Annotated in this window: 15 protein-coding genes; 7 read left to right on the plus strand and 8 right to left on the minus strand. The window is 69.8% G+C overall.

Annotation, left to right across the window (positions count from 1 at the left end; genetic code table 11):
• Positions 1-502: 502 nt before the first annotated feature.
• Entirely contained in the window at positions 503-1,501 is a 999-nt protein-coding gene (locus tag ACYVMZ_RS33305) for a LacI family DNA-binding transcriptional regulator (RefSeq protein WP_461086406.1), read from the minus strand.
• 215 nt (positions 1,502-1,716) lie between these two features.
• Between ACYVMZ_RS33305 and ACYVMZ_RS33310 the strand changes: the two genes are divergently transcribed.
• Together ACYVMZ_RS33310 and ACYVMZ_RS33315 are read left to right on the plus strand one after the other, a co-directional pair.
• Positions 1,717-3,021, plus strand: coding sequence for an MFS transporter (locus ACYVMZ_RS33310; RefSeq protein WP_461086408.1), 1,305 nt, complete (start codon positions 1,717-1,719; stop codon positions 3,019-3,021).
• A gap of 319 nt (positions 3,022-3,340) precedes the next feature.
• On the plus strand, positions 3,341-4,309 hold the full coding sequence (locus ACYVMZ_RS33315) for an alpha/beta hydrolase (RefSeq protein ID WP_461086410.1): 969 nt from the start codon (positions 3,341-3,343) through the stop codon (positions 4,307-4,309).
• Positions 4,310-4,594: 285 nt separating this feature from the next.
• Here ACYVMZ_RS33315 and ACYVMZ_RS33320 read toward each other — a convergent pair whose 3' ends face one another.
• The gene (locus tag ACYVMZ_RS33320) at positions 4,595-5,677 is read right to left on the minus strand and encodes a LacI family DNA-binding transcriptional regulator (protein WP_461086412.1); all 1,083 of its coding nucleotides are present in this window, start codon (positions 5,675-5,677) and stop codon (positions 4,595-4,597) included.
• A 314-nt stretch (positions 5,678-5,991) separates the two neighbouring features.
• Between ACYVMZ_RS33320 and ACYVMZ_RS33325 the strand changes: the two genes are divergently transcribed.
• The 4 genes from ACYVMZ_RS33325 to ACYVMZ_RS33340 all read left to right on the plus strand — a co-directional run bounded on the left by ACYVMZ_RS33325 (position 5,992) and on the right by ACYVMZ_RS33340 (position 12,329).
• Positions 5,992-6,945, plus strand: a complete 954-nt coding sequence (locus ACYVMZ_RS33325) for a carbohydrate ABC transporter permease (RefSeq protein ID WP_461086414.1) — start codon at positions 5,992-5,994, stop codon at positions 6,943-6,945.
• Complete coding sequence (locus tag ACYVMZ_RS33330) at positions 6,942-7,763, plus strand: carbohydrate ABC transporter permease (protein WP_461086416.1); 822 nt, start codon at positions 6,942-6,944, stop codon at positions 7,761-7,763. The genes ACYVMZ_RS33325 and ACYVMZ_RS33330 overlap by 4 nt, the downstream gene beginning before the upstream one ends.
• Positions 7,764-7,833: 70 nt before the next feature.
• Positions 7,834-9,099, plus strand: coding sequence for an extracellular solute-binding protein (locus ACYVMZ_RS33335; protein ID WP_461086418.1), 1,266 nt, complete (start codon positions 7,834-7,836; stop codon positions 9,097-9,099).
• Between the two features lie 23 nt (positions 9,100-9,122).
• Entirely contained in the window at positions 9,123-12,329 is a 3,207-nt protein-coding gene (locus ACYVMZ_RS33340) for a family 78 glycoside hydrolase catalytic domain (RefSeq protein WP_461086420.1), read from the plus strand.
• A gap of 315 nt (positions 12,330-12,644) precedes the next feature.
• On the opposite strand, the gene ACYVMZ_RS33345 is transcribed toward ACYVMZ_RS33340, so the two are convergent.
• Both ACYVMZ_RS33345 and ACYVMZ_RS33350 read right to left on the minus strand, forming a co-directional pair.
• Positions 12,645-13,181 (minus strand): hypothetical protein, encoded by a 537-nt coding sequence (locus tag ACYVMZ_RS33345; protein WP_461086422.1) that lies wholly within the window; start codon positions 13,179-13,181, stop codon positions 12,645-12,647.
• 227 nt (positions 13,182-13,408) lie between these two features.
• A complete protein-coding gene (locus ACYVMZ_RS33350; RefSeq protein WP_461086424.1) occupies positions 13,409-14,689 on the minus strand; it encodes a LuxR C-terminal-related transcriptional regulator in 1,281 nt (426 codons plus the stop codon).
• Positions 14,690-14,852: 163 nt separating this feature from the next.
• Between ACYVMZ_RS33350 and ACYVMZ_RS33355 the strand changes: the two genes are divergently transcribed.
• Positions 14,853-15,761, plus strand: coding sequence for an NADP-dependent oxidoreductase (locus ACYVMZ_RS33355; protein ID WP_461086494.1), 909 nt, complete (start codon positions 14,853-14,855; stop codon positions 15,759-15,761).
• Positions 15,762-15,856: 95 nt separating this feature from the next.
• On the opposite strand, the gene ACYVMZ_RS33360 is transcribed toward ACYVMZ_RS33355, so the two are convergent.
• The 4 genes from ACYVMZ_RS33360 to ACYVMZ_RS33375 form a co-directional block, all read right to left on the minus strand.
• Positions 15,857-16,282 carry an FMN-binding protein gene (locus ACYVMZ_RS33360; protein ID WP_461086426.1) on the minus strand — a complete coding sequence of 142 codons (426 nt, stop codon included), beginning with the start codon at positions 16,280-16,282 and terminating at the stop codon, positions 15,857-15,859.
• 36 nt (positions 16,283-16,318) lie between these two features.
• A complete protein-coding gene (locus tag ACYVMZ_RS33365) occupies positions 16,319-17,236 on the minus strand; it encodes an FAD:protein FMN transferase (protein ID WP_461086428.1) in 918 nt (305 codons plus the stop codon).
• A gap of 66 nt (positions 17,237-17,302) precedes the next feature.
• On the minus strand, positions 17,303-18,337 hold the full coding sequence (locus tag ACYVMZ_RS33370; protein WP_461086430.1) for a zinc-dependent alcohol dehydrogenase family protein: 1,035 nt from the start codon (positions 18,335-18,337) through the stop codon (positions 17,303-17,305).
• A 65-nt stretch (positions 18,338-18,402) separates the two neighbouring features.
• Entirely contained in the window at positions 18,403-19,380 is a 978-nt protein-coding gene (locus tag ACYVMZ_RS33375; RefSeq protein ID WP_461086432.1) for an aldo/keto reductase, read from the minus strand.
• Positions 19,381-19,644: the final 264 nt, after the last annotated feature.

The raw sequence follows: 19,644 nt of genomic DNA on the forward strand, positions 1-19,644 counted from the left end.
ATGATTGTCGACGCTGCTCAGAAGGACGGCTGCCCAAGCGCCCCCTCCGCACCGGCGTGCGGCAGAAGGCCGACGAAGCCCTCCAGCGATCCGCCGGGACGGCTCGGTCCTACGGCCGTACGGTCGGAAACCCGCTTCGGCGCGATTCCTCGTCAGGGCATCCGCGCTACTTCGGCCCAGGAGCAGGACGGTCCCGGACGTTCGCCGTGCAGTCACGGTGCGTCGGCCAGAAGGGCGGCGAACCATGCGGCGACGTGCTCGCCGTCCGCCGAACCGGCAAGCACCCATGTCACCCGGGCCGGCGATCTGCCGCACCGTTGCGCACTGCGTCGGACACCTCATCTACGGCGCCGCGCTCGGCCTCTTCCTGTCCCGAGCGGTGGCCACCTCCCTCATCGGAGCGGCTCCGACAGGAAACCTCACCATGAGCAGTCCCCCCAGATGCCCGAACTGGCATACTCCGGCCGGGATTGCGCCATCCCCGAAGGCCCCCGCGCACCGCTCAGGCGGATTCCCGGACCCGGATCAGGAGCTCGTCGCGGAGGGGCTCGGTGGGGATCTCCTTTCCGCTGAGAGTGTCCACGACGCGGCGGGCCAGGCCCCGTGCGAGGGCGTCGGTGTTGCGGACGACCGTGGTGAGCGGTGGGTGGGCCAGCGATGCGCCCGGGATGTCGTCGACGCCGATCACGGCCAGATCCTGCGGAGCACGCAGTCCGAGGTGGCTCAGGCCGGCCAGCACAGCGAGGGCGACGTTGTCGTTGAACGCGCAGATTCCCGTCACCGGTGGGTCGGCGTCGAGCCAGGCCTTCACCGCTTCGGCGGCGCCCTGCGCATCGAGGGGTACCGTCCGGACGTCCGGCTCCGGGAGGTCCCATTCGGCGCAGACCTTGCGGACGCCGTCCAGTCGCGGCTGGGCCAGGACATCGAGTCCCGGCAGGTCGGGGTAGGCGTAACCGAGCCGACGGTGGGGTGCGGCGAGGTGCCGTGCCTGCAGTGCGCCGATCGGCTGCTCGGACACCAGAGGAGGCCGGGGCTCACCCCGTACCGACCCGTGCATCGCCATGACCACCTCGATGCCCGCCGCCCGCATCGCCTCGGCCTCCGGTTCGGCGAACTCCTGCAGGGCCAGCACCGCCGCCGGGGTCATGGCTTTCCAGATGTCCCGCAGAGGGCGGGCGGGATGAGCCGACGAGTGCACCACGAAGGTCAACCCGTGCTCGGCGAAGGCGTTGGTCAACTGCTGGATCAGCCGTCCGAGGACATGCTCGATCGGCCAGTCCGGCAGCAGACCAAGGACGATCTCCGAGCGTCCCGTGCGCAGGGCCCGCGCCGCGGCCGAGGGCGCGTAGCCGAGCCGGGCGGCCGCATCCCACACCCGCTGCCGCGTGGCCTCGGGGATCTTCTGATGAGACACGCCGTTGAGGACATAACTCACCGTCGCGCGCGAGACCCCGGCCTCCCGCGCCACATCCGCGCTGGTCACCCGTCTGCCCTCGGACACCCCGGTCACCCGCCGCCCTCAGTCGCACCTCTTGTCAAAGCCCACGGCCGCGGTTAGCTTACCCGCCAGATCACTCAACTGGCACGCGTAAGTGAAACGAGTAGGCGACCCGTCGCTCCCCGCATGGCCCTGTTCGCAGCGGGCCGGACGACTCGCCGCAGCCAGGTCCACCCAGCCTCCCCACCCCCATCGCCGATCCTCGACGAGGAGGACGTATGTCCGGCATCAAGGACACACCGAGAAGCCCTTGGAAGACCGCGGTCCTGGCCGGTATGGCTTCCTATCTGGACGCCGGGGCTCTGGTGACGTCGGGCATGACGATCGGCGGCTACTACGCCGCTCCGCTCCAGCTCAGCACCGGGACCATCGGATCCCTGCTGGGGCTGCAGACCCTGGCGTTCGCGGCCGGTGCGCTGTTCGGCGGCCGGCTGGGCGACCGGTTCGGCCGCCGGAAGATCTTCACCCTCTCCCTCGCCCTCTACGCGGCCGGCGTCCTGCTGCTCCTGGTGGCGGCCGGACCCGCTCTGCTGTACGCCGGTGTCGTGGCGACCGGTCTGGCCATCGGCGCGGATCTGCCCGTCTCGCTCGCCCTCGTCAACGAGGAGGCGCCGCCCGGCAAGAAGGGCACCATGGTGGTCCTCTCCAGCATGCTCTGGCTCGCCGGCATCGTGGCCGTGCTCGGCCTGAGCTCCTTCATGGGAGTGCAGGGCCTGCTCGGCGGCCGGATCCTGTTCGCCCATCTGCTGGTCGTGGCGGTCGTCGTGCTGCTGTTGCGCCTCACCCTCAACGAGTCGGCCGAATGGACAGCCGCCCGCCGGGCCGCCGACACACACACGACGGCCCGCAGCGAGACCATCGAGTTCAGCCGCGTCCGCGATCTCTTCCGGACTCCGACCGTGTACGCCCTGCTCGCGACGGGTCTGTACTACGCCACCTGGAACCTCGGCGCGAACACCCTCGGCCAGTTCGGCACCTTCCTGTGGACCGCTCTGGCCAACGGAGAGGTCGCACAATACTCCCAACTGACCCTGATCGGACTGCCGGTCGGCTTCGTCGCCGGCCTGCTGTTCATGCGGGTGGTCGACAAGCCGGCCCGGCACGTCTGGTTCGCGGTCGGGTCCGCGCTGATCGCCCTCGCCTGGGCGCTGCCCGCGCTGCTGGGGCCGAGCAAGGTCACCCTGGTCGCCGTCATGCTCATCTCGGGTCTCGGCAACTCCTTCGCCGGCGAGTCCGTCTACAAGGTCTGGTCGCAGGAGCTCTTCCCGACCCTGCTGCGGGCCACCGCCCAAGGCGTCACGATGGCCTTCACCCGGGCCGTAGCCGGTCTGGCCGCGCTGGGCACTCCCGCCTTCGCCCTGGGGCACACCCGCCTGATGTTCGGCACGCTGTTCGGCCTGATGCTGGCCGCGGCGGTCATCGGACTCGTCTGGGTGCCCCGCCTGCCCAAAGCCCTCCCGCCCGAACAGCCGACCCCGCCGAACACGCCCGGATCCGAGAGGACCGCAGAGGCAACCGCGTGATCCGTCACCGCCGGAGGGCAACGGCGTCGTCTCGATCTGGTACGGCATCTCGGCCCACGGCGAAGCCGACGGAAACCTGTCCAGCCACCCCTACAGGGCACCGCACCGGACACTGGTCGGCGCCCAAGGCCGGCATCTGCCACGGCGGCAGGACCGCACACCAGGTCCCGCAGGCATCGCGGCGAGCCTGCCTGACGCCGCCGACGGTACGCGCGCACCCTCCCACACCATCCGGGATTCGGGCTTCGCTCCGCCGACCGCACCTCGCCGCACGCGTCCGGTGAACGCCGAGTCCACGCACCAGCCACCAGGAGACCCGATGGTCATGAATCCCCCGCCCTTCGATCCGGAACTTGCCGCACAACTCGAGGCGATCAATGACTGGCTGCCGCCGACGATCACCCCGGACATGATCCCTGCCGGGCGGGAGCTGCACAGCGGCGAGTTGGCGCCTCCGACCAACGCGGAGCTGGCTTCTGACGGCCTCTTCGAGGTCGAGGAGCGGACCGTACCGGGGCCGCCGGGCGCGCCGGAGGTTCCGCTGCTGATCTGCCGGCCCACCGGCATGACCGATCCACGCCCGATCGTCTACAACATCCACGGCGGCGGCATGGTGACGGGAACTTACCGGCTGGGGATTCCGCTCGACTGGGCCGAGGAACTGGGACTGGTCGTGGTGTCCGTGGAGTACCGGCTCGCCCCCGAGCACCCGCACCCGGCCCCGGTGGAGGACTGCTACGCGGGCCTTGTATGGATGGCCGAACACGCCAAGGAGATCGGCGGTGACCCCGACCGCATCATCCTGGCGGGCGGCAGCGCCGGCGGCGGGCTCACTGCGGCGCTGGCGCTGCTGGCCCGCGACCGCAAGGGCCCGCGCGCGATCGGGCAGGTGCTGATGTGCCCGATGCTCGACGACCGCAACGACACCCCGTCCGCCCACCAGATGGCGGGCCTGGGCGTGTGGGACCGTACCTCCAACGAGACCGGCTGGAGCGCCCTGCTGGGTGAGGCGCGCGGCACCGCCGACGTCTCGCCGTACGCCGCGCCCGCCCGCGCGGACGACCTGTCCGGTCTGCCCCCGGCGTTCATCGACGTGGGCTCGGCGGAGACCTTCCGCGACGAGGACGTCGCCTACGCGAGCCGCATCTGGCAGGCGGGTGGCATCGCCGAACTGCACGTGTGGCCGGGCGGCTTCCACGGGTTCGACGGCCTTGTGCCTCACGCTGCCCTCTCCGTGGACGCCCGCGCGGCCCGGCTGCGCTGGTTGCGCCGACTGCTGGGCGAGTGACCGGGGCAGGGGACGTCGCGCGGCGCCGGCGGGCAGCGCCGGGTGGGGGCCAAGGCCAGATGCGCAGCCGTTTGCGGATGCGGCGGCCGGACCGTCTGGCTGCGACCAACCGGAGGCGACTCGCCCGCAGCGCTCCTCCAGGTGAGTTCCAGCAGACCGCGACATACCCCCTCGGACACCGCGGTCGTCCTGTTGTCCAAGCCAAGCGTTCACAGCCGCGGGCGCGCGACCTGCAACGCCTGAGGTATGCCCGGGATACCTCTCTCAGGACGAGGGAAACCGCGTTCAACCCTTCGGCTGAACGTCCGCTGTCGGTCCTGTCGTGTCCCTCTCTTCGCGGCAGGGCGCCGTGGTTCGGCGCGGCACCAGCGTGGGCGAGAGTTTGACCTGGACCGACGGCTTGTCGCGGTCGGCGATCCGCTCGAGGAGGAGGCGGGCGGCGTTCTCGCCGATCTCGCGGCCGGCCTGGTCGACGCTGGTCAGTGAGATCGGACCGAGCGCGGCGAAAGTCGTGTTGTCGTAGCCGGCCACCGAGATGTCGCCGGGCACGGAGACCCCGGCTTCGGCGAATGCTTCCAGCACCCCCATGGCGACGATGTCCGCACCGGCGAAGACGGCCGTGGGCCGGCGGGGGCGCGCGAGCAGTTCCTTGGCGCCTTGGAGGCCGCCCTGCGGTGTGTAGCTGGTGGAGACGACGTCGATCTCCTCGGCGAGCCCGAGGGACCGCATGGCACGCCGGTAGCCTTCGGCGCGCTGTGCGTTGGGCATCTCCTCGATGCGCGTCGGATCGGTTTCGCGATGTTCGATGTGGGCGATGCGACGGTGCCCGAGGCCGGCGAGGTGGCCGACGACCAGGGCAGCGCCTGCCATGTCGTCGTCGTTCACGGTGTCGTACGCCGCGGAGTGCCCATGGCGGCCGACGATCACGGTCGGTACGACGGAGGCCAGATGCTCCAAGTGGGAGCGCGGTGAGACGGGCGCGACCAGGATGATGCCGTCCATGCCCCGGTCGATCATGGCTTCGGTGACCCGGGCCTCCTCCTTCTCCCCGTTGCAGCCGGGCCCCAGGAAGACCTGGTAGTCGGTTTCTTCGAGGCGGCCGGTGATCCCGTCGAGGATCTCAGGGAAGAAGGGGTTGCGGATGTCGGGCAGCATCACGCCGATGGTGTACGTCTGACCGCGCAGGCCCCGCGCGGCCGCGAGGGGCCGGTATCCCAGTTCGTCGATCGCTCGACGCACCTTAGCGCGCATCTCGGGACTGGCTCCGTAGGCGTTGCGCAGCACCTTGGACACCGCGGTGGTGGACACCTGGGCGTGACGCGCGACGTCGACGATGGTGACGCGGCGAGACGGTTCTGACGACGCCATCCGGCATCCTCCGACGCTGTGGGAAACGTTGCACGCAGAGCGTACGGGCGAATGTGCAGCCCAGCAGGCGTCCAGGTCAAGCCCGGCGGGCTGATGCGCCGTAACACTCGCGCATCGCGCAAGGCATCTTGACGTCACCTAGGACCCTCTCTAGGGTCTGGCAGCACCCGTTGGGAAACGTTACCCACAACCTCGCCTCAATCGGGCCACAACACCTCCCAAGAAGCAGAAGCCGGCAGACGTCTCACCGGACCGTGTCGGCCGTGCCCTCATCGGCTGATGTGTTGAATCGTTTCAAGGAAGTAGGTCCGCCCGTGACTCTCGCTCCGAACGACCGGCTTCCGGAGCACGACCACCTTCGGCTCCGGGATCCGGTCCCGGTCGCCCGCGCTCGCCGAGGGCGCACCACCCCGCCGTGGTGGTTCATGGCACCGGCACTGCTGCTGTTCGCCTTCGTCGTCCTGATCCCGAGCGGGCGCGGTGTGTACTACGCCTTCACCGACTGGGACGGCCTGAGCCCGGACTTCTCGTTCGTCGGCCTGGGCAATTTCACCGACATGCTTCGCGACGCCGACGCGAGGCAAGCCGTCTGGCACACCCTGGTGATCGCCGTGTCGATCACCGTCATCCAGAACGCGGTGGGGCTGGTGCTGGCCCTTGGGGTCAACACGGCCATCAAGTCCCGCAACCTGCTCAGGGTGTTCCTCTTCGCCCCGGCCGTGATCACCCCGATCGTCACCGCCTACCTGTGGCGCAACCTGCTCGGCCCGGACGGTGCCGTCAACAGTCTGCTGGCCGCCGTGGGGTTGAGGGACTGGCAGCAGGACTGGCTGGGGAATCCCGACCTCGCGCTGTGGGCCATCGTCGGGGTGATCGTGTGGCAGTTCGCCGGCTATTCGATGGTCATCTTCCTGGCCGGGCTCCAATCGGTGCCCAAGGAGGTTCACGAGGCGGCGGCGATCGACGGTGCCGGTCCCGTGCGGCGCTTCTGGTCGGTGACCCGGCCACTGCTGGCCCCGGCGTTCACCATCAACCTGATGCTGTCGATCATCGGCGGCATCAAACTCTTCGACCAGGTCTACGCGTTGACGGGCGGCGGGCCGGGGCACGCGACCGACACCATCTCGACCCTGATCTACAAGGACGCTTTCACGCTGGGCGAGTTCGGCTACAGCATCGCCCTCGCGGTGGTCCTCACGATCATCGTGGCGGTCGCCTCCACTGGTCAGTACTTCTTCCTGTCCCGGAACGAGAGGGCCGCGTCATGACTCGTTACCGCCCCCGCACCCTCGCGCTGGAACTCGCGATGGTCGCCGCCGCCCTGTTCGTCGGCTTCCCGGTCTACGTCCTGGTCAACCTCGCCGTACGCCCCACCTCCGACACCTCCTCGCCCATCAGCCCGACCACGTCCCCGACCCTGGACAACTTCACCCAGGCCTGGCAACAGGGCTCGCTCGGCGGGGCGCTCGCCAACAGCGTGCTGGTGACCGTGTGCAGCGTCGTCATCGTGCTGGCCGTCTCGTCCCTCGCGGCGTATCCGCTGGCCCGTATCACGGCCCGCTGGTCCCGGGCGACGTACCTGCTCGTGCTCCTCGGCCTGGTGCTTCCCTTCCAGCTCGCTTCTCTGCCGCTGTACCAGACTATGCGCGACCTCGGCCTGCTGGGCAGCCCCTGGGCGCTGGTCCTCTTCTACTCCGGCCTGCAGGTGCCGTTCACCGTCTTCCTCTACGTCGGTTTCCTGCGCGCCCTGCCCCGCGACTTCGAGGACGCTGCCCTGATCGACGGGTGCACGCCACTCCAGGGCTTCCGGTACGTCGTCCTGCCCATGCTCAAACCGATCACCGTCACGGCCCTGGTGCTCAACGCGGTCGCCGTGTGGAACGACTTCTTCACCCCGCTGCTGTACCTCAGCGGCAGCGCCCAGCAGACCATGCCCGTCGCGATCGCCGGCTTCGTCGGTCAGTACGTCACCGACTGGAACCTCATCTTCGCCGCACTGGTGATCAGCATCCTCCCCGTCCTGATCGTCTACTTCCTGCTGCAGCGCAGCATCATCAGCGGTTTCGCGGGAGGGCTGAAGGGATGACACCCGACGCCCACCCCCGCCTCCACCCCCACAGATCACCGAGCCCCGCCGTCTCCTCAAGGGAGTCATCATGAACACACGCACACCCATGGCGCTGGCCGCGGCGGTCACGGCCGCCGCCCTCCTGGCCGCTTGCAGCGGCGGCACGAAGGCCGGCTCCGGCGGCGGGGGCTCGAAGACCCTGACCCTCGCCTCCATCGACCAGGGCTCCGTCGAGGACGTCGTCAAGGCCTTCGAAAAGGCCAACCCGGGCGTCAAGGTCCGCTACACCACCAGCGGCGCCGACCAGTACCAGCAGCAGATCCGCACCCAACTGTCCTCCGGAACGGCACCGGATGTGATGTCGGTCTGGCCGGGCAACGGCAACCCCGGCGCCACCTACGTCCTGGCCAAACCGGGCTACCTGCGTGACCTGTCGGACCAGCCATGGGCCGCCAAGATGCCCGATGCGATCAAGAGTGTGGCGCAGTACGAGGGGAAGACCTACAACGCGGTCTTCGGGCAGAACGGCATCGGCGCGGTCTACAACGAGCAGGCTATGGCCAAGGCCGGACTCACCCCGCCGGACACATGGACGAAGCTGCTTGCCTTCTGCCGGGACGCCAAGGCCAAGGGAACTCCCGCCTTCGCGCTGGGCAACCAGGACAACTGGGTGACCCAGCTCGTGCAGTACGCGCTGGTCGCCACGACCGTCTACGGCCCGGACCGCGACTTCGACAAGAAGATGCAGGCCGACCGGGCCACCTTCGCCAAGTCGCCCTGGACCACCGCGCTGGACAAGTACCTGATGATGGAGAAGACCGGCTGCTTCCAGAAGAACCCCCTGGGCACCAACTACGAGGCCAGCCAGCAACTCGCCGCCTCCGGCAAGACGCTCGGCATCATCCAGGGCAACTGGGTGATCGCCCTCCTCAAGCAGAAGAACTCCCAGGGCACCTTCACGCTCAAGGCGCTCCCGGCCACCGACAACCCCGCCGAGACCCTCATACCCGCCGCCGCGGGCGCCGGCTACGGCGTCAACGCCAAGGCCAAGAACGAGGAACTGGCCCTGAAGTTCGTGAACTTTGTGATGTCGCCCGAGGGTATGAACGTGTTCAACAAGAAGCAGGGCAGCCTGCCCTCCCTCCCGGACACGGGGTATCAGGTCGACCCGACGCTGACCGAGCTGTCGCAGTTCATCGAGCAGGACCGCACCGTGCCGTTCATGGACCAGCTGTGGCCCAACGCCAAGGTGCAGCAGACCATGATCAGCGGCCTCCAGGAGATCTTCAGCGGCCAGTCCACGCCCAAGAAGCTCCTCGCCGAGATGGACACCGACTACAAGGCCGGCTCGTGACCAGTCGATTCGAAGGAGTTCGCATGTCCATGGATCAGGGCGGCACACTGAGCCGTAGACAGGTCGTCGGAGGCGTGGTGGCGTCAGGGGTGGGGGCTCTGCCGATCACCATGGCCTCGCCCGCCGAGGCCGGCGAAGCTCACGGGTGGAAAGTCACCGGCCTTTCGGTTGACGGTCGTACGGGCACCCTGCTCGGTGTCGACGACGCTGCTCCCAGGCTCGGCTGGCGGACGGTGGGTGTGGGCACCGGTTGGACGCAGGCCGCGTACCAGATCCGCGCCGCGCGCGGTGAGCGGGAGCTGCGCGAGGGCCGGTACCTGTGGGACTCGGGCAAGGTCCGCTCGGACGCCCAGAACGACATCGCCTGGGGCGGCCCGCCGCTGGACTCCCGAGAGTGGGTCACCTGGCAGGTCCGGGTCTGGGGAACCGACGGCGAGGCGACACCGTGGAGCCGCCCGGCGGTCTGGGAGATGGGTCTGCTCAAGCGCTCCGACTGGGGTGACGCCGAGTGGATCGAGTACCCCGGCCGCACCCTCGACCAGCCCCTGCCGATCCTCGCGCGCGCCTTCGAGGTCGACGGGCGGCACGGCACGAAGGTCACCAAGGCACGGCTGTACGTGTCCGGCATCGGCTTGCATCACGTCCGGCTCAACGGCCGCGCGGTCACGGACGAGGTGCTGGCACCCGGCAACTCCAACTACCAGCTCTCCACGGAGTACCGCGCCTACGACGTGACCCGTCTCGTCCGCCCCGGCGCCAACACCCTGGGCGTCGAACTCGGCCACGGCACCGCGCTGGTCACCCGCTCCGTCACCAACCCCGCGACCGGCCGCACCGCTCCGTACAGCTGGTGGCAGAGCCAGTCCAAGGGAAGCGGCACCCTGGCCGCCGTGGCACCGGCCGGTGCCACCGACGTCAAGGTGAGCAGTGTGACCGGCTACCACCTCGGCGGCACCATCAACATCGACACCGGCGACGGCGGCGAGCGGCTGGAGTCCCGCACCATCACCGCCATCGGCACCGCAGGCGCCGACGGCACCGGCATCACCTTCGAGCCGCCCCTCAAGGCGGCCCACGCCACCGGCGCGAGCGTCACCGGCTCCGGCAACTCACTCGCCAGTACCGACCCGAGCGCGGGGGCCGCCGTCACTCCCCGTCTGATCGCCCGCCTGGAGCTGACCAAGGCGGACGGCACGACACAGACCATCGTCAGCGACCGCTCGTGGAAGGCGGCGCTCGGCCCGACGACCCTCGCCAACTGGTACTCGGGCTCCGACTACGACGCCCGCCGCGAACAGCCCGCCTGGACCGCGCCCGGAGCCGACCTCGGCGAGAGCGCCAAGCGCCGCGACGGCACCCCCGTCGGCTGGGTGCGCGCCGGCATCACCCCACCCCCCAACCTGACCACCGACCTCGTCTGGCGGGTGGGCGAACCGGTGAAGATCGTCGACAAGCTCAGGCCCGTCAGCGTGACCCAGCCCCAACCGGACGTCTGGGTCTTCGACTTCGGCCAGAACTTCGCCGGCTGGCCCCTGCTCAGGCTCGACGGCACCGTGCCCGCGGGCACGACGATCACGATGCGGCCCGCCGAGTCCCTCAACGCCGACGGCACCGTCCACCAGGCGTCCCTCATGGGCGGCGGCGCCGCCCGCGGCACCGACCTCTTCGCCACCTACACGACGTACGGCGACCCGGATGGCGAGACGTGGCACCCACAATTCCACTACTTCGGCATGCAATGGGTCCAGGTGACCGGCCTGCCGCCGGGCTACACACCCACCGGGGACACCGTCACCGGCCTCCTGCTGCACGCGGACGTCCCGGTGACGGGCGACGTGCGGACCGACAACGACCGGATCAACAGGATCCACCTCATGGCCCGGTACTCGATCATGAGCAACATGATGTCCACGTTCACGGACTGCCCGGGCCGCGAGAAGCTGGCGTACCCCGCGGACTACCTGCAGCCCTTCGCATCCCTGCACCGCAGCTTCGGCTACGACGCCTACCTGCGCACGATGCAGCGCCACCTCGCGGAGGGGCAGTCCAAGGCCGGGGACAACATCGGCAACGTCGCGCTCAAAGCCCCCGTGTACGACTGGGGTTACACCGGCCGGTTCGGCGACGAGATCAACTGGGGCGACGGCATCATCCTGACGCCGTGGCTGCTGTACGAGACGTACGGCGACACGCAGACGATGGCCCGCTACTACCCGCAGATGCAGGCGTTCCTGAACTACATCCGGACCCGCAAGGCCGGTACGGGCGCGAACGCCTACATCGTCGACGCCGCCCTTGCCGACTGGATCGCGGCCGAGAACACCTCCGGCCGCATCACCGGCACCTGGGCGTACTACCAGATCGCCGACCGCATGGCGAGGATGGCCGAGTTGATCGGACGCGACAGCGACGCGAACGAGTATCGCAACCTCGCCTCCGACATCAAACAGGCCTTCAACGACGCCTTCTACAACCGCTCGCTGGGCCGCTACACCAGCGAGGGCGATCAGGGCACCGCCGGTGCGACGCAGGCCGCGCAGGCGCTCGCGCTCGTCGAGGAACTGGTACCCGAGGGCGAGCGTGAGCGGGTCCTCGACGCACTGGTCGAACTGGTCAAGGGGTACCAGCCGTTCGGCGGTGGACCGCACTTCAGCGGCGGCACCATCGGACTCGCACCGATCGTCCGGGCGCTGATGGACAGTGGCCGTGACGACGTGCTGTGGGACGTGCTCCAGGAAGACACCCGGCCGAGCTACGGGTTCTTCATGGCGCCGACCACGGCGAACCCTGGCGGCCTCACCACCATCCCCGAGCACTGGGACATCCGCGCTTCGAAGAACCACATGATCCTGCTGCAGATCGAGGAGTGGTTCCACAGCGGCCTGGCGGGCATCCGGCAGGCGCGGGGCTCCGTCGGCTACCGCAAGCTGGTCATCGACCCGCGCGTGGTCGGCGACCTCACCCACGTGGAAGGCAGCTACCAGACGCCCCAGGGCAAGGTCGCCACCGAGTGGACCCGCAGGAACGGCACCTTCCGCCTCAAGGTCGAGGTGCCGCCGAACACCACGGCCGAGGTCCGCGTGCCGACCGGGGGCGGCCGGCCCCAAACAGTCGCCGGCGGGGCGAAGTTCGAGCGCGTGGACGGGGATCGGGCGGTGTTCAGCGTCCGGTCCGGTACTTACGTTTTCACCGCCCGTGACACGCGCCCCATGACGACCGATACCGCGTAGCCGCGCAGAAGTGAACGGCGCCGGCACACGCGCATGGCAGCTCCACACGAGTGGTTCTCCCTGCTGGTGTGCCGACGCCGTTCAGGCGGATGCCGGCGGCTGCGGCCACGGCGGTCGTGGCAGGCCGCCTCGCCGAGCCGGTCGACCGTCGCCGTCGGGCATTGCTCCCCTCCGCTTTCACGATCAGCGAGACCAAGCTGCGGCAGTCCCAGCCGTCCCCTGTGGTACGTGATCCTGCTACGGGGACCAAGTACGTGCGGCCCGCCTACTGGCAGTAGACGATCTTGCTGTGAGCAGGCAAGTCGATGGTTCTGCTCATGACCCGTCGCCTGGCCCGGTCACGCCCTGCGCGAGCGTGAACCGGCCCGGCGTGGACTCGGCCAGTCGGCCGCGCGCGACCAGGCGTTTCGCCTTCGACCGCAGTGCCTCCACCCGCGCCGGCACGACGTCCATACCGAACCCTGCAGCCATTTCCTGGCAGCTCAACGCGCCTTGATGGAGCCGGTACCGGTCCGCGAGCGCCTTCAGGATGCGCTGGTAGTCCACCGACAGCACCGACCAGGCCAGCCCTTCACGCCACACCGGCACCTGCGACTTCGGCTTCGCCGCGTCCCGGGGCGCCGGCTGTCCGTCCGCATCCCGCGGATCCGGGGTGACCTCCGTGTCGGCGGTGGTGTCGCCGTCCGGGGCCAGCACCGTATCGACCCGTCTGCGGGCGATCGCCCCCTCCTGCCATTCCTGCTCGGCCGCGGCCAGTTCGGCCTGGAAGCGGTCGGCCTCCTCGCGCAGTTCGTCGACTCGACGACGAGCGGTGAACTCGTGCTGTTCCAGCAGCCCGACGACTGACGGCATCCGCGACCTCCCCGGGGAACGGCGACCCAACAGGCCACCACTCCCACGGAACCAGCGACCCTATTTCTGACCAGCGAAGACGCCGTCCCCAGGTTCGGTACGTCAACAGCTGCTTACGAAGCGACCGTGAGATAGGCAGGTCTGCGCCTTCATGGTTTCGGGCTACTTGATGCCGGCTTCCGGCACCCGCTCGTGAGAACGCCATCGCGCTGTTCAGGGCCCGTCGGTTATGCCGCGCCCCATTCATGGGCGAGTGCAGCTGCCTCGCCGCGGGAGCTGACGCCCAGCTTGTCGAAGATCTTCGCGATGTGGAACTTCACTGTCGACTCGCTGATGTGCAGTTCCTGGGCGATGTCCCGGTTGCGTCGCCCGCGGGCGAGTCGGCGCAGCACCTGCAGCTCCCGTGCGCCCAGTCCGGTCAGCGGGTCGTGGCGCGGTGTGTCGGGTGGTGTGAGGGGGATGTGGATGGTCACCGTCGTGCCCCAATCCGGTACCGCGTCGACCTCGAACCGTCCGCCGAGAGGCGTCAGCCGCTCGACGATCCGGCGGGCGTCGAGGGAGCTCCGGGCCAGGGTGCCGGGCCCGTCGTCCCGTACGGTGACCCGCAGATCGGCCGCGCCCGCCTTCCAGCCGACGTGGATCCGGCTCGCCCGACGGCCGTCCGGCCCGGTCCCCTGGTCCTCCAGCGAGGCGTGCACGGTGGCCCGTACCGCCGCCAACGCCGTGTCGGCGACGTCGCCGGGCAGCAACCGGTCCGCGCCCTCCTCCGCGCCGGGCGGGCCGAGGTCCAGCCGCACGTCACGGCCACGCAGGATCCGGCGCAGCGAGTCGGCGAGCCGCACGAAGGCATCCTGGGCCCGCTCCTCCGCCAGCGTCTGGTCGAGCTCCGCCTGCGAACGCACTTCGGCCAGGGCAGTGACGGCGAGGTCGACGGCGCGGGTCCGGGCGCCGGCGTCGTCGAGGTCGCGGTCGCGTAGAACGCCGAGCAGGGCGGTCAGCGCGGCTCTGTGCGCGTCGCCGAGTTCGGAGAGGGCGACGGCGCGTGCGGCTGCCGCGGCACGCGAGACGGCCAACGTCCCGGGGATCGGCTCGGCCCGCAGCCCTTCCCGGTGTGCGGTCAGCAGATCCCACAGTGTCTGAGCGTCCGCCAGCCGCTCCTCCGACAAGGGGGTGTCCTCATCCCGTACGAGGACCAACAAAGCTGCGGGCTCGATGACGCCGCTGGCCAGGACCAGCAGCGACGCGTCGGCGCCCGCCAGCCGCGCCCGTCCCTGCCAGCTCCCTCCGGCCGCCACCAAGGGCCGCAGCGCGGCCACCTCGGCCGTGGTGATGACGGAGCCGGCCTCGCCCGTGGAGTCTCCGTAGACCTGGAACGGCGCGTACGGGCAGTTGGCCGACAGGTCCGCCAGAGCGCGGTGAGGGACAGGCACGGCCAGGGCGGCGGACAAGCGCGGCAGGGCCTCGCTCAGCGGCGCCCGGATCACCTCGAAGGCGGCCATCAGGTCCATGACCACCAGCCTAGCCAGCCCCCGCAGCAGCCCCGCTGTCCTTTCGGTCGGCCAGAACCGTACGAAAGAACAGCGAGAGCGCAGCCCTCCTCACCGAGGATGGAGGCGTTGTCCATGATCCGCCCCCAACGGCGGCGTACTCATATGACGGGAAGTGACAGACATGCAGGCGGTCGTCTACGAGGAGTACGGCGGTTCCGAGGTGCTGCGGCTCGCGGATGTCGAAGAGCCGCACGCCGGCCCCGGACAGGTCCGGCTGAAGGTCATGGCTGTCGGCGTCAACGGCATCGACCACAAGATCCGCCGCGGGTGGCTGCAGCAGCTACACCCCGTGGCCTTCCCCGCCATCCCGGGCATGGAAGCGGCCGGCATCGTCGACGAGGTCGGCGAGGGTGTCATCGGCATCGCGGTGGGCGACGAGGTACTGGGATTCACGGTGACCGGCTGCTACGCCGAGTACGCCCTGGCCACAGACGTCGCCCCCAAGCCGGCCGGCCTCGACTGGCAGTCGGCCGCCGCACTGCCCACCGCCACCGAGACCTCCGACCGCGTACTGGACCTCCTCAAGGTCACCGACGGTGAGACGCTGCTGATCCACGGGGCCGCCGGCGTTGTCGGCTCCGTCGGCGTCCAGCTCGCCGTGGCCCGCGGCGCCACCGTCATCGGTACCGCGTCCGAGGCCAACCACGACTACCTTCGCTCCCTCGGCGCCGTCCCCATCGTTTACGGCGACGGTCTCGCCGAACGGGTTCGTGCCGCCGCTCCGCAGGGCATCGACGCCGTGTTCGACGCGGCGGGGCACGACGCCCTGGAAGCCTCGATCGAGCTGCGCGGCGCCACCACCGACCGCATCGTCACCATCGCCGACATGCGAGCCGCCGAACTGGGCGTCACCTTCGCCGCCGGCACCGGCCGCCCGTTCGGGCCGGCGCTCGCCGACTACGCCCGCCTCGTCGCCGACGGCCGACTGCGCGTTCGTATCGACCGGAGTCTTCCCCTCACCGACGCCGCCAAGGCCCAGGACCTGAGCGAAGCCGGCCACGCACGCGGCAAGCTGATCCTCCACCCGTGACGTCGAGCACCCGATGATGAGCCGAGCCGGGTCCTCTCCGGGGCAGGACGTCCCCGAGCTCGGCTCCGTCGGTGATATCGGCGTACCGGTCCGCGTCACGAGCGGGCTTCGGATTTGATGCGGTCGAGGGCGTCGTTGAAGCCGTCGGGGGTGCTGCTGGATCCGGCGACGCGGTCGAGTTCGATGTCGTCGATCTTCTTGCCGGTGACGATGCCGGGGACGGCTTTGGCGAAGCGTTTCTGGTAGTCGAGGGAGGTGGGATCGGTGGCGTGGGTGGTGACGCGGACGCGGGTGATGGTGTCTTCGTCGAGGGTGACGTTGACGGTGATTCGGGAGGGCTGGCCTCCGTACCAGCCGGTGGCTTGGTAGTCGCCGTCGGTGTATTTCATGGTGGTCGCCGCAGTCGAGGTGGGTGGGGTGGCCCGGGTGTCGCGGCCGGACTGACTGCTGGTGCAGCCGGCGAGGGTGCAGGCCAGGGCGAAGCCGAGGGCGGCAGTGATCGGGCGGGCGAGGGCGGGCATGCCGCTCCCCCTTCCTGGTGTCGGTGGACGCGTCGGTCAGGTGAACAGCTCGCCGTCGAAGCCCGGTGATGGGGCGAGGCGGCCGTTGGTGTGCAGGCGTACGGCGGTGAACTTGTAGACACCGGCGAGGTGTTGGGGGGTGGTGAAGAACAGGGCGGTGGCCAGGGCGTCGGCGGTGGCGGCGTTGTCGGCGACGGCCCAGGTGGCGCGTACGTGCCGGGTGGGGGCGCCGGTGCGGGCGTCGAGGACGTGGTGCAGGCCGTTGCCCCAGGCGCGGCGGTTGGTGGCGGAGGCCGCCAGCGCCTTGTCCTTCAAGCGGGCGATGCCGAGTACGCGGGTGGGGTCGTCGGGGTGCTCCAGTCCGATGCGCAGCGTGCGGGGGCCGTGGTGGCGCAGGTCACCGCCCGCGTCGATCAGGTGCTCGCGGTGTCCGGCGCGGGTGAGCTGGGCGGAGATCAGGTCGATGAGGTGGCCCTTGCCCACTGCGCCGGTGTCGATGAGGACCGGGCCCTGGGTGGTGAGCGTGGTGGCGCCGTGGCGGGTGATGTCGTGGGCCCAGGTGCGCCGCTGGTGGGCGGCCCGCTCGGTTTGGGAGGCGGGAGTGAGGGTGTAGTGGGCGTCGTAGCCGAGGAGTTCGAGGTCGCGGCCGACCAGCGGGTCCACTGCCCCGTCGGTGAGCTCGCCGAGACGGTCATAGAGGTCGAACAGAGTGGTGGCGTGGTCGGGGAAGGTGTAGGTGCCGCCGTGGGGGGCGGTGGCGATGCGGCGGATCAGGGAGTCTGGGCGGAACCGTGACCAGGTGCGATCGTAGGCGTCGATCCGTGCGAGCATCTGGCGGCGCAGTCCGGCGGTGAGGGGGCGGGTGGTGTCGATGGTCCAGTGGGTGCCGATCGCGTCGAAGGCGAACCGCGTGCCCGCGGCGACCGGGCCGGTCTCGGGGCTGCTCTGGTACACGGTTTCCTCCGATGGACGGCGCGGCGGCGCGGGCCGGACGGGTCGGCCCACGCCGCGGGTGGGCGGTCAGAAGCGGATGAGGGGCTTGAGGACGCGGCGGTCGGTCATGTCCTGGTACGCCTGCGGCACCTCATCGAGGGCGATGGTCTGGTCGAAGACGCGGCCCGGCTGGATGGCGCCGGACAGGACGTCGGGCATCAGTTCCTCGATGTAGGCACGCGCCGGGGAGACACCGCCGGTCAGGGTGACGTTCCGCATGATCATGCTGGCGCCGATGGGGCCTTCCTCGTACTGGGGGACGCCGAGGCGGCTGATGGTGCCGCCGTCGGTGATCGCGCCGAACGCGGTGTCCAGGGTCTGGCGGGTGCCGACGGCTTCCACGACGCGGTCGACGCCGCCGCCACCGGTCAGATCGCGGACGCGGGCGATGCCGTCGTCGCCGCGTTCGGCGACGACGTCGGTGGCGCCGAACTCGCGGCCCAGGTCGGTGCGGTCGGCGTGCCGACCCATCAGGATGATCTGCTCGGCGCCGAGCCGCTTGGCGGCGATGACCGCGCACAGACCGACCGCGCCGTCCCCGATGACCAGCACGGAGTCCCCGGGCCGGACGCCTGCGGTGACGGCGCCATGGTGGCCGGTGCCCATCACGTCGGAGAGGGCCAGCAGGGAGGGCAGCAGCTCGGAGTCCGGCTCGACGGGGAGCTTGACGAGGGTGCCGTCGGCCTGCGGCACCCGGACGGCTTCGCCCTGACCGCCGTCCACGCCGTCGTAGCCGTACCGGCCGCCGTGGCGGCAGGACGACTGCAGGCCCTTGGTGCAGTAGTCGCAGGTGTTGTCGCAGTACGTGAACGGGGTGACCACGAGGTCGCCTGCCTTGACGTGGGTGACGTCGGATCCGACCTCCTCGACGACGCCGAGGAATTCATGCCCCATCGGGCGGCCGGTGTCGGTGGCGGGCATGGACTTGTAGGGCCACAGGTCGCTGCCGCACACGCACGAGGCGACGGTGCGCACGATCGCGTCGGTGGGATTGACGATCTCGGGGTCGGGACGGTCCTCGATGCGGACGTCTCCGGCTCCGTACATCACTGCTGCACGCATGGCGGGGTGCTCCTGACTTAGCGGTGGTGCGGAAGAAGAGGGGTGGTGTACCCGGCGCGGGCTGGTCAGCGTTCGAGCATTGCCTTCCCCGCTTCGGTGTGGGTGTCGCCAAGCGCCGGAGGCAAGCTGGAGAGCTTGTTCAACTGCTCGCCGGTCAGGGTGAGCTGGTCGGCGCTGGTGTTCTCCACGACACGGGTGACACGCTTGGTGCCGGGGATGGGGGCGATGTCGTCACCCTGCGCCAGCAGCCAGGCGAGGGCGACCTGAGCAGCGGTGGCGCCGGCGTCGGCGGCGATGGCCTGGACCTCTTCGGCCAGCGCCAGGTTGCGCTGGAAGTTCTCGCCGGTGAAGCGGGGGTTGCCCTTGCGGAAGTCGCCGTCCTCGAAGGCGTTCTCGTCGCGGACCGTGCCGGTGAGGAAGCCGTGGCCGAGCGAGGCAAAGGGCACCAGCCCGATGCCGAGTTCGCGCAGCACGGGCAGGATGCGCTCCTCGATGCCACGGGTCCACAGCGAGTACTCGGACTGCACGGCGGTGACGGGCTGGACGGCGTGGGCGCGGCGGATGGTGTCCGGCCCTGCCTCGGAGAGGCCGAAGTGCCCTACCTTGCCCTGCTCGATGAGTTCCTTGACCGCGCCGGCGGTCTCCTCGATCGGCACGTTCGGGTCGACGCGGTGCTGGTAGTACAGGTCGATGTGGTCGGTGCCGAGCCGCCTGAGGGAGCCTTCGACCGCAGTGCGGATGTTGGCGGGGCTGGAGTCCAGGTGCCAGGCCCCCGCTCCGCCGTGGGCAATCAGGCCGAACTTCGTCGCCAGCACCGCCTGCTCCCGGCGGCCTTTCAGGGCGCGACCGACGAGCTCTTCGTTGGTGTACGGGCCGTAGATCTCGGCGGTGTCGATGAGCGTGACGCCGAGATCGAGGGCCTTGTGGATGGCACGGATCGATTCTGCGTCATCACTTCCGGCGCCGGTCAGACCGTGAGACATGCCCATCGCGCCCAGTCCGATACGGGAGACGTCCAGATCACGCAGCTTGATGTGCTTCATCGCGGGGCCCTTTCCGTAGTGCTCAGCGGGGTGATTCAGGACAAGGAGTCGAGGGTGATCGACTGCGGGTCGAGCCCCCCGCGTACCCCGGTGTCCAGGGCGCTGACCGAGTCGGCCTCCGCAGGGATGTGCGAGAAGTCGAGGACGTCCACGTTCTCCGGGTCCGCGACTCGTCGACGCCCTTGGGGATCACATCGGGGATGTCGTCCACCGTGCTCTTCATCGCGATCCACAGGAAGGCCGAGCTGCGCCACTGAGTGGCCA

This window comes from Streptomyces deserti, from assembly GCF_054782695.1.

Excerpts from the sequence above, each read along its gene's own strand:
- ACYVMZ_RS33310 (WP_461086408.1), top strand. The coding sequence starts at position 1,717 with ATGTCCGGCATCAAGGACACACCGAGAAGCCCTTGGAAGACCGCGGTC.
- ACYVMZ_RS33315 (WP_461086410.1), top strand. The coding sequence starts at position 3,341 with ATGGTCATGAATCCCCCGCCCTTCGATCCGGAACTTGCCGCACAACTC.
- ACYVMZ_RS33320 (WP_461086412.1), bottom strand. The coding sequence starts at position 5,677 with ATGGCGTCGTCAGAACCGTCTCGCCGCGTCACCATCGTCGACGTCGCG.
- ACYVMZ_RS33330 (WP_461086416.1), top strand. The coding sequence starts at position 6,942 with ATGACTCGTTACCGCCCCCGCACCCTCGCGCTGGAACTCGCGATGGTC.
- ACYVMZ_RS33335 (WP_461086418.1), top strand. The coding sequence starts at position 7,834 with ATGAACACACGCACACCCATGGCGCTGGCCGCGGCGGTCACGGCCGCC.
- ACYVMZ_RS33340 (WP_461086420.1), top strand. The coding sequence starts at position 9,123 with ATGTCCATGGATCAGGGCGGCACACTGAGCCGTAGACAGGTCGTCGGA.
- ACYVMZ_RS33345 (WP_461086422.1), bottom strand. The coding sequence starts at position 13,181 with ATGCCGTCAGTCGTCGGGCTGCTGGAACAGCACGAGTTCACCGCTCGT.
- ACYVMZ_RS33350 (WP_461086424.1), bottom strand. The coding sequence starts at position 14,689 with ATGGACCTGATGGCCGCCTTCGAGGTGATCCGGGCGCCGCTGAGCGAG.
- ACYVMZ_RS33355 (WP_461086494.1), top strand. The coding sequence starts at position 14,853 with ATGCAGGCGGTCGTCTACGAGGAGTACGGCGGTTCCGAGGTGCTGCGG.
- ACYVMZ_RS33360 (WP_461086426.1), bottom strand. The coding sequence starts at position 16,282 with ATGCCCGCCCTCGCCCGCCCGATCACTGCCGCCCTCGGCTTCGCCCTG.
- ACYVMZ_RS33370 (WP_461086430.1), bottom strand. The coding sequence starts at position 18,337 with ATGCGTGCAGCAGTGATGTACGGAGCCGGAGACGTCCGCATCGAGGAC.
- ACYVMZ_RS33375 (WP_461086432.1), bottom strand. The coding sequence starts at position 19,380 with ATGAAGCACATCAAGCTGCGTGATCTGGACGTCTCCCGTATCGGACTG.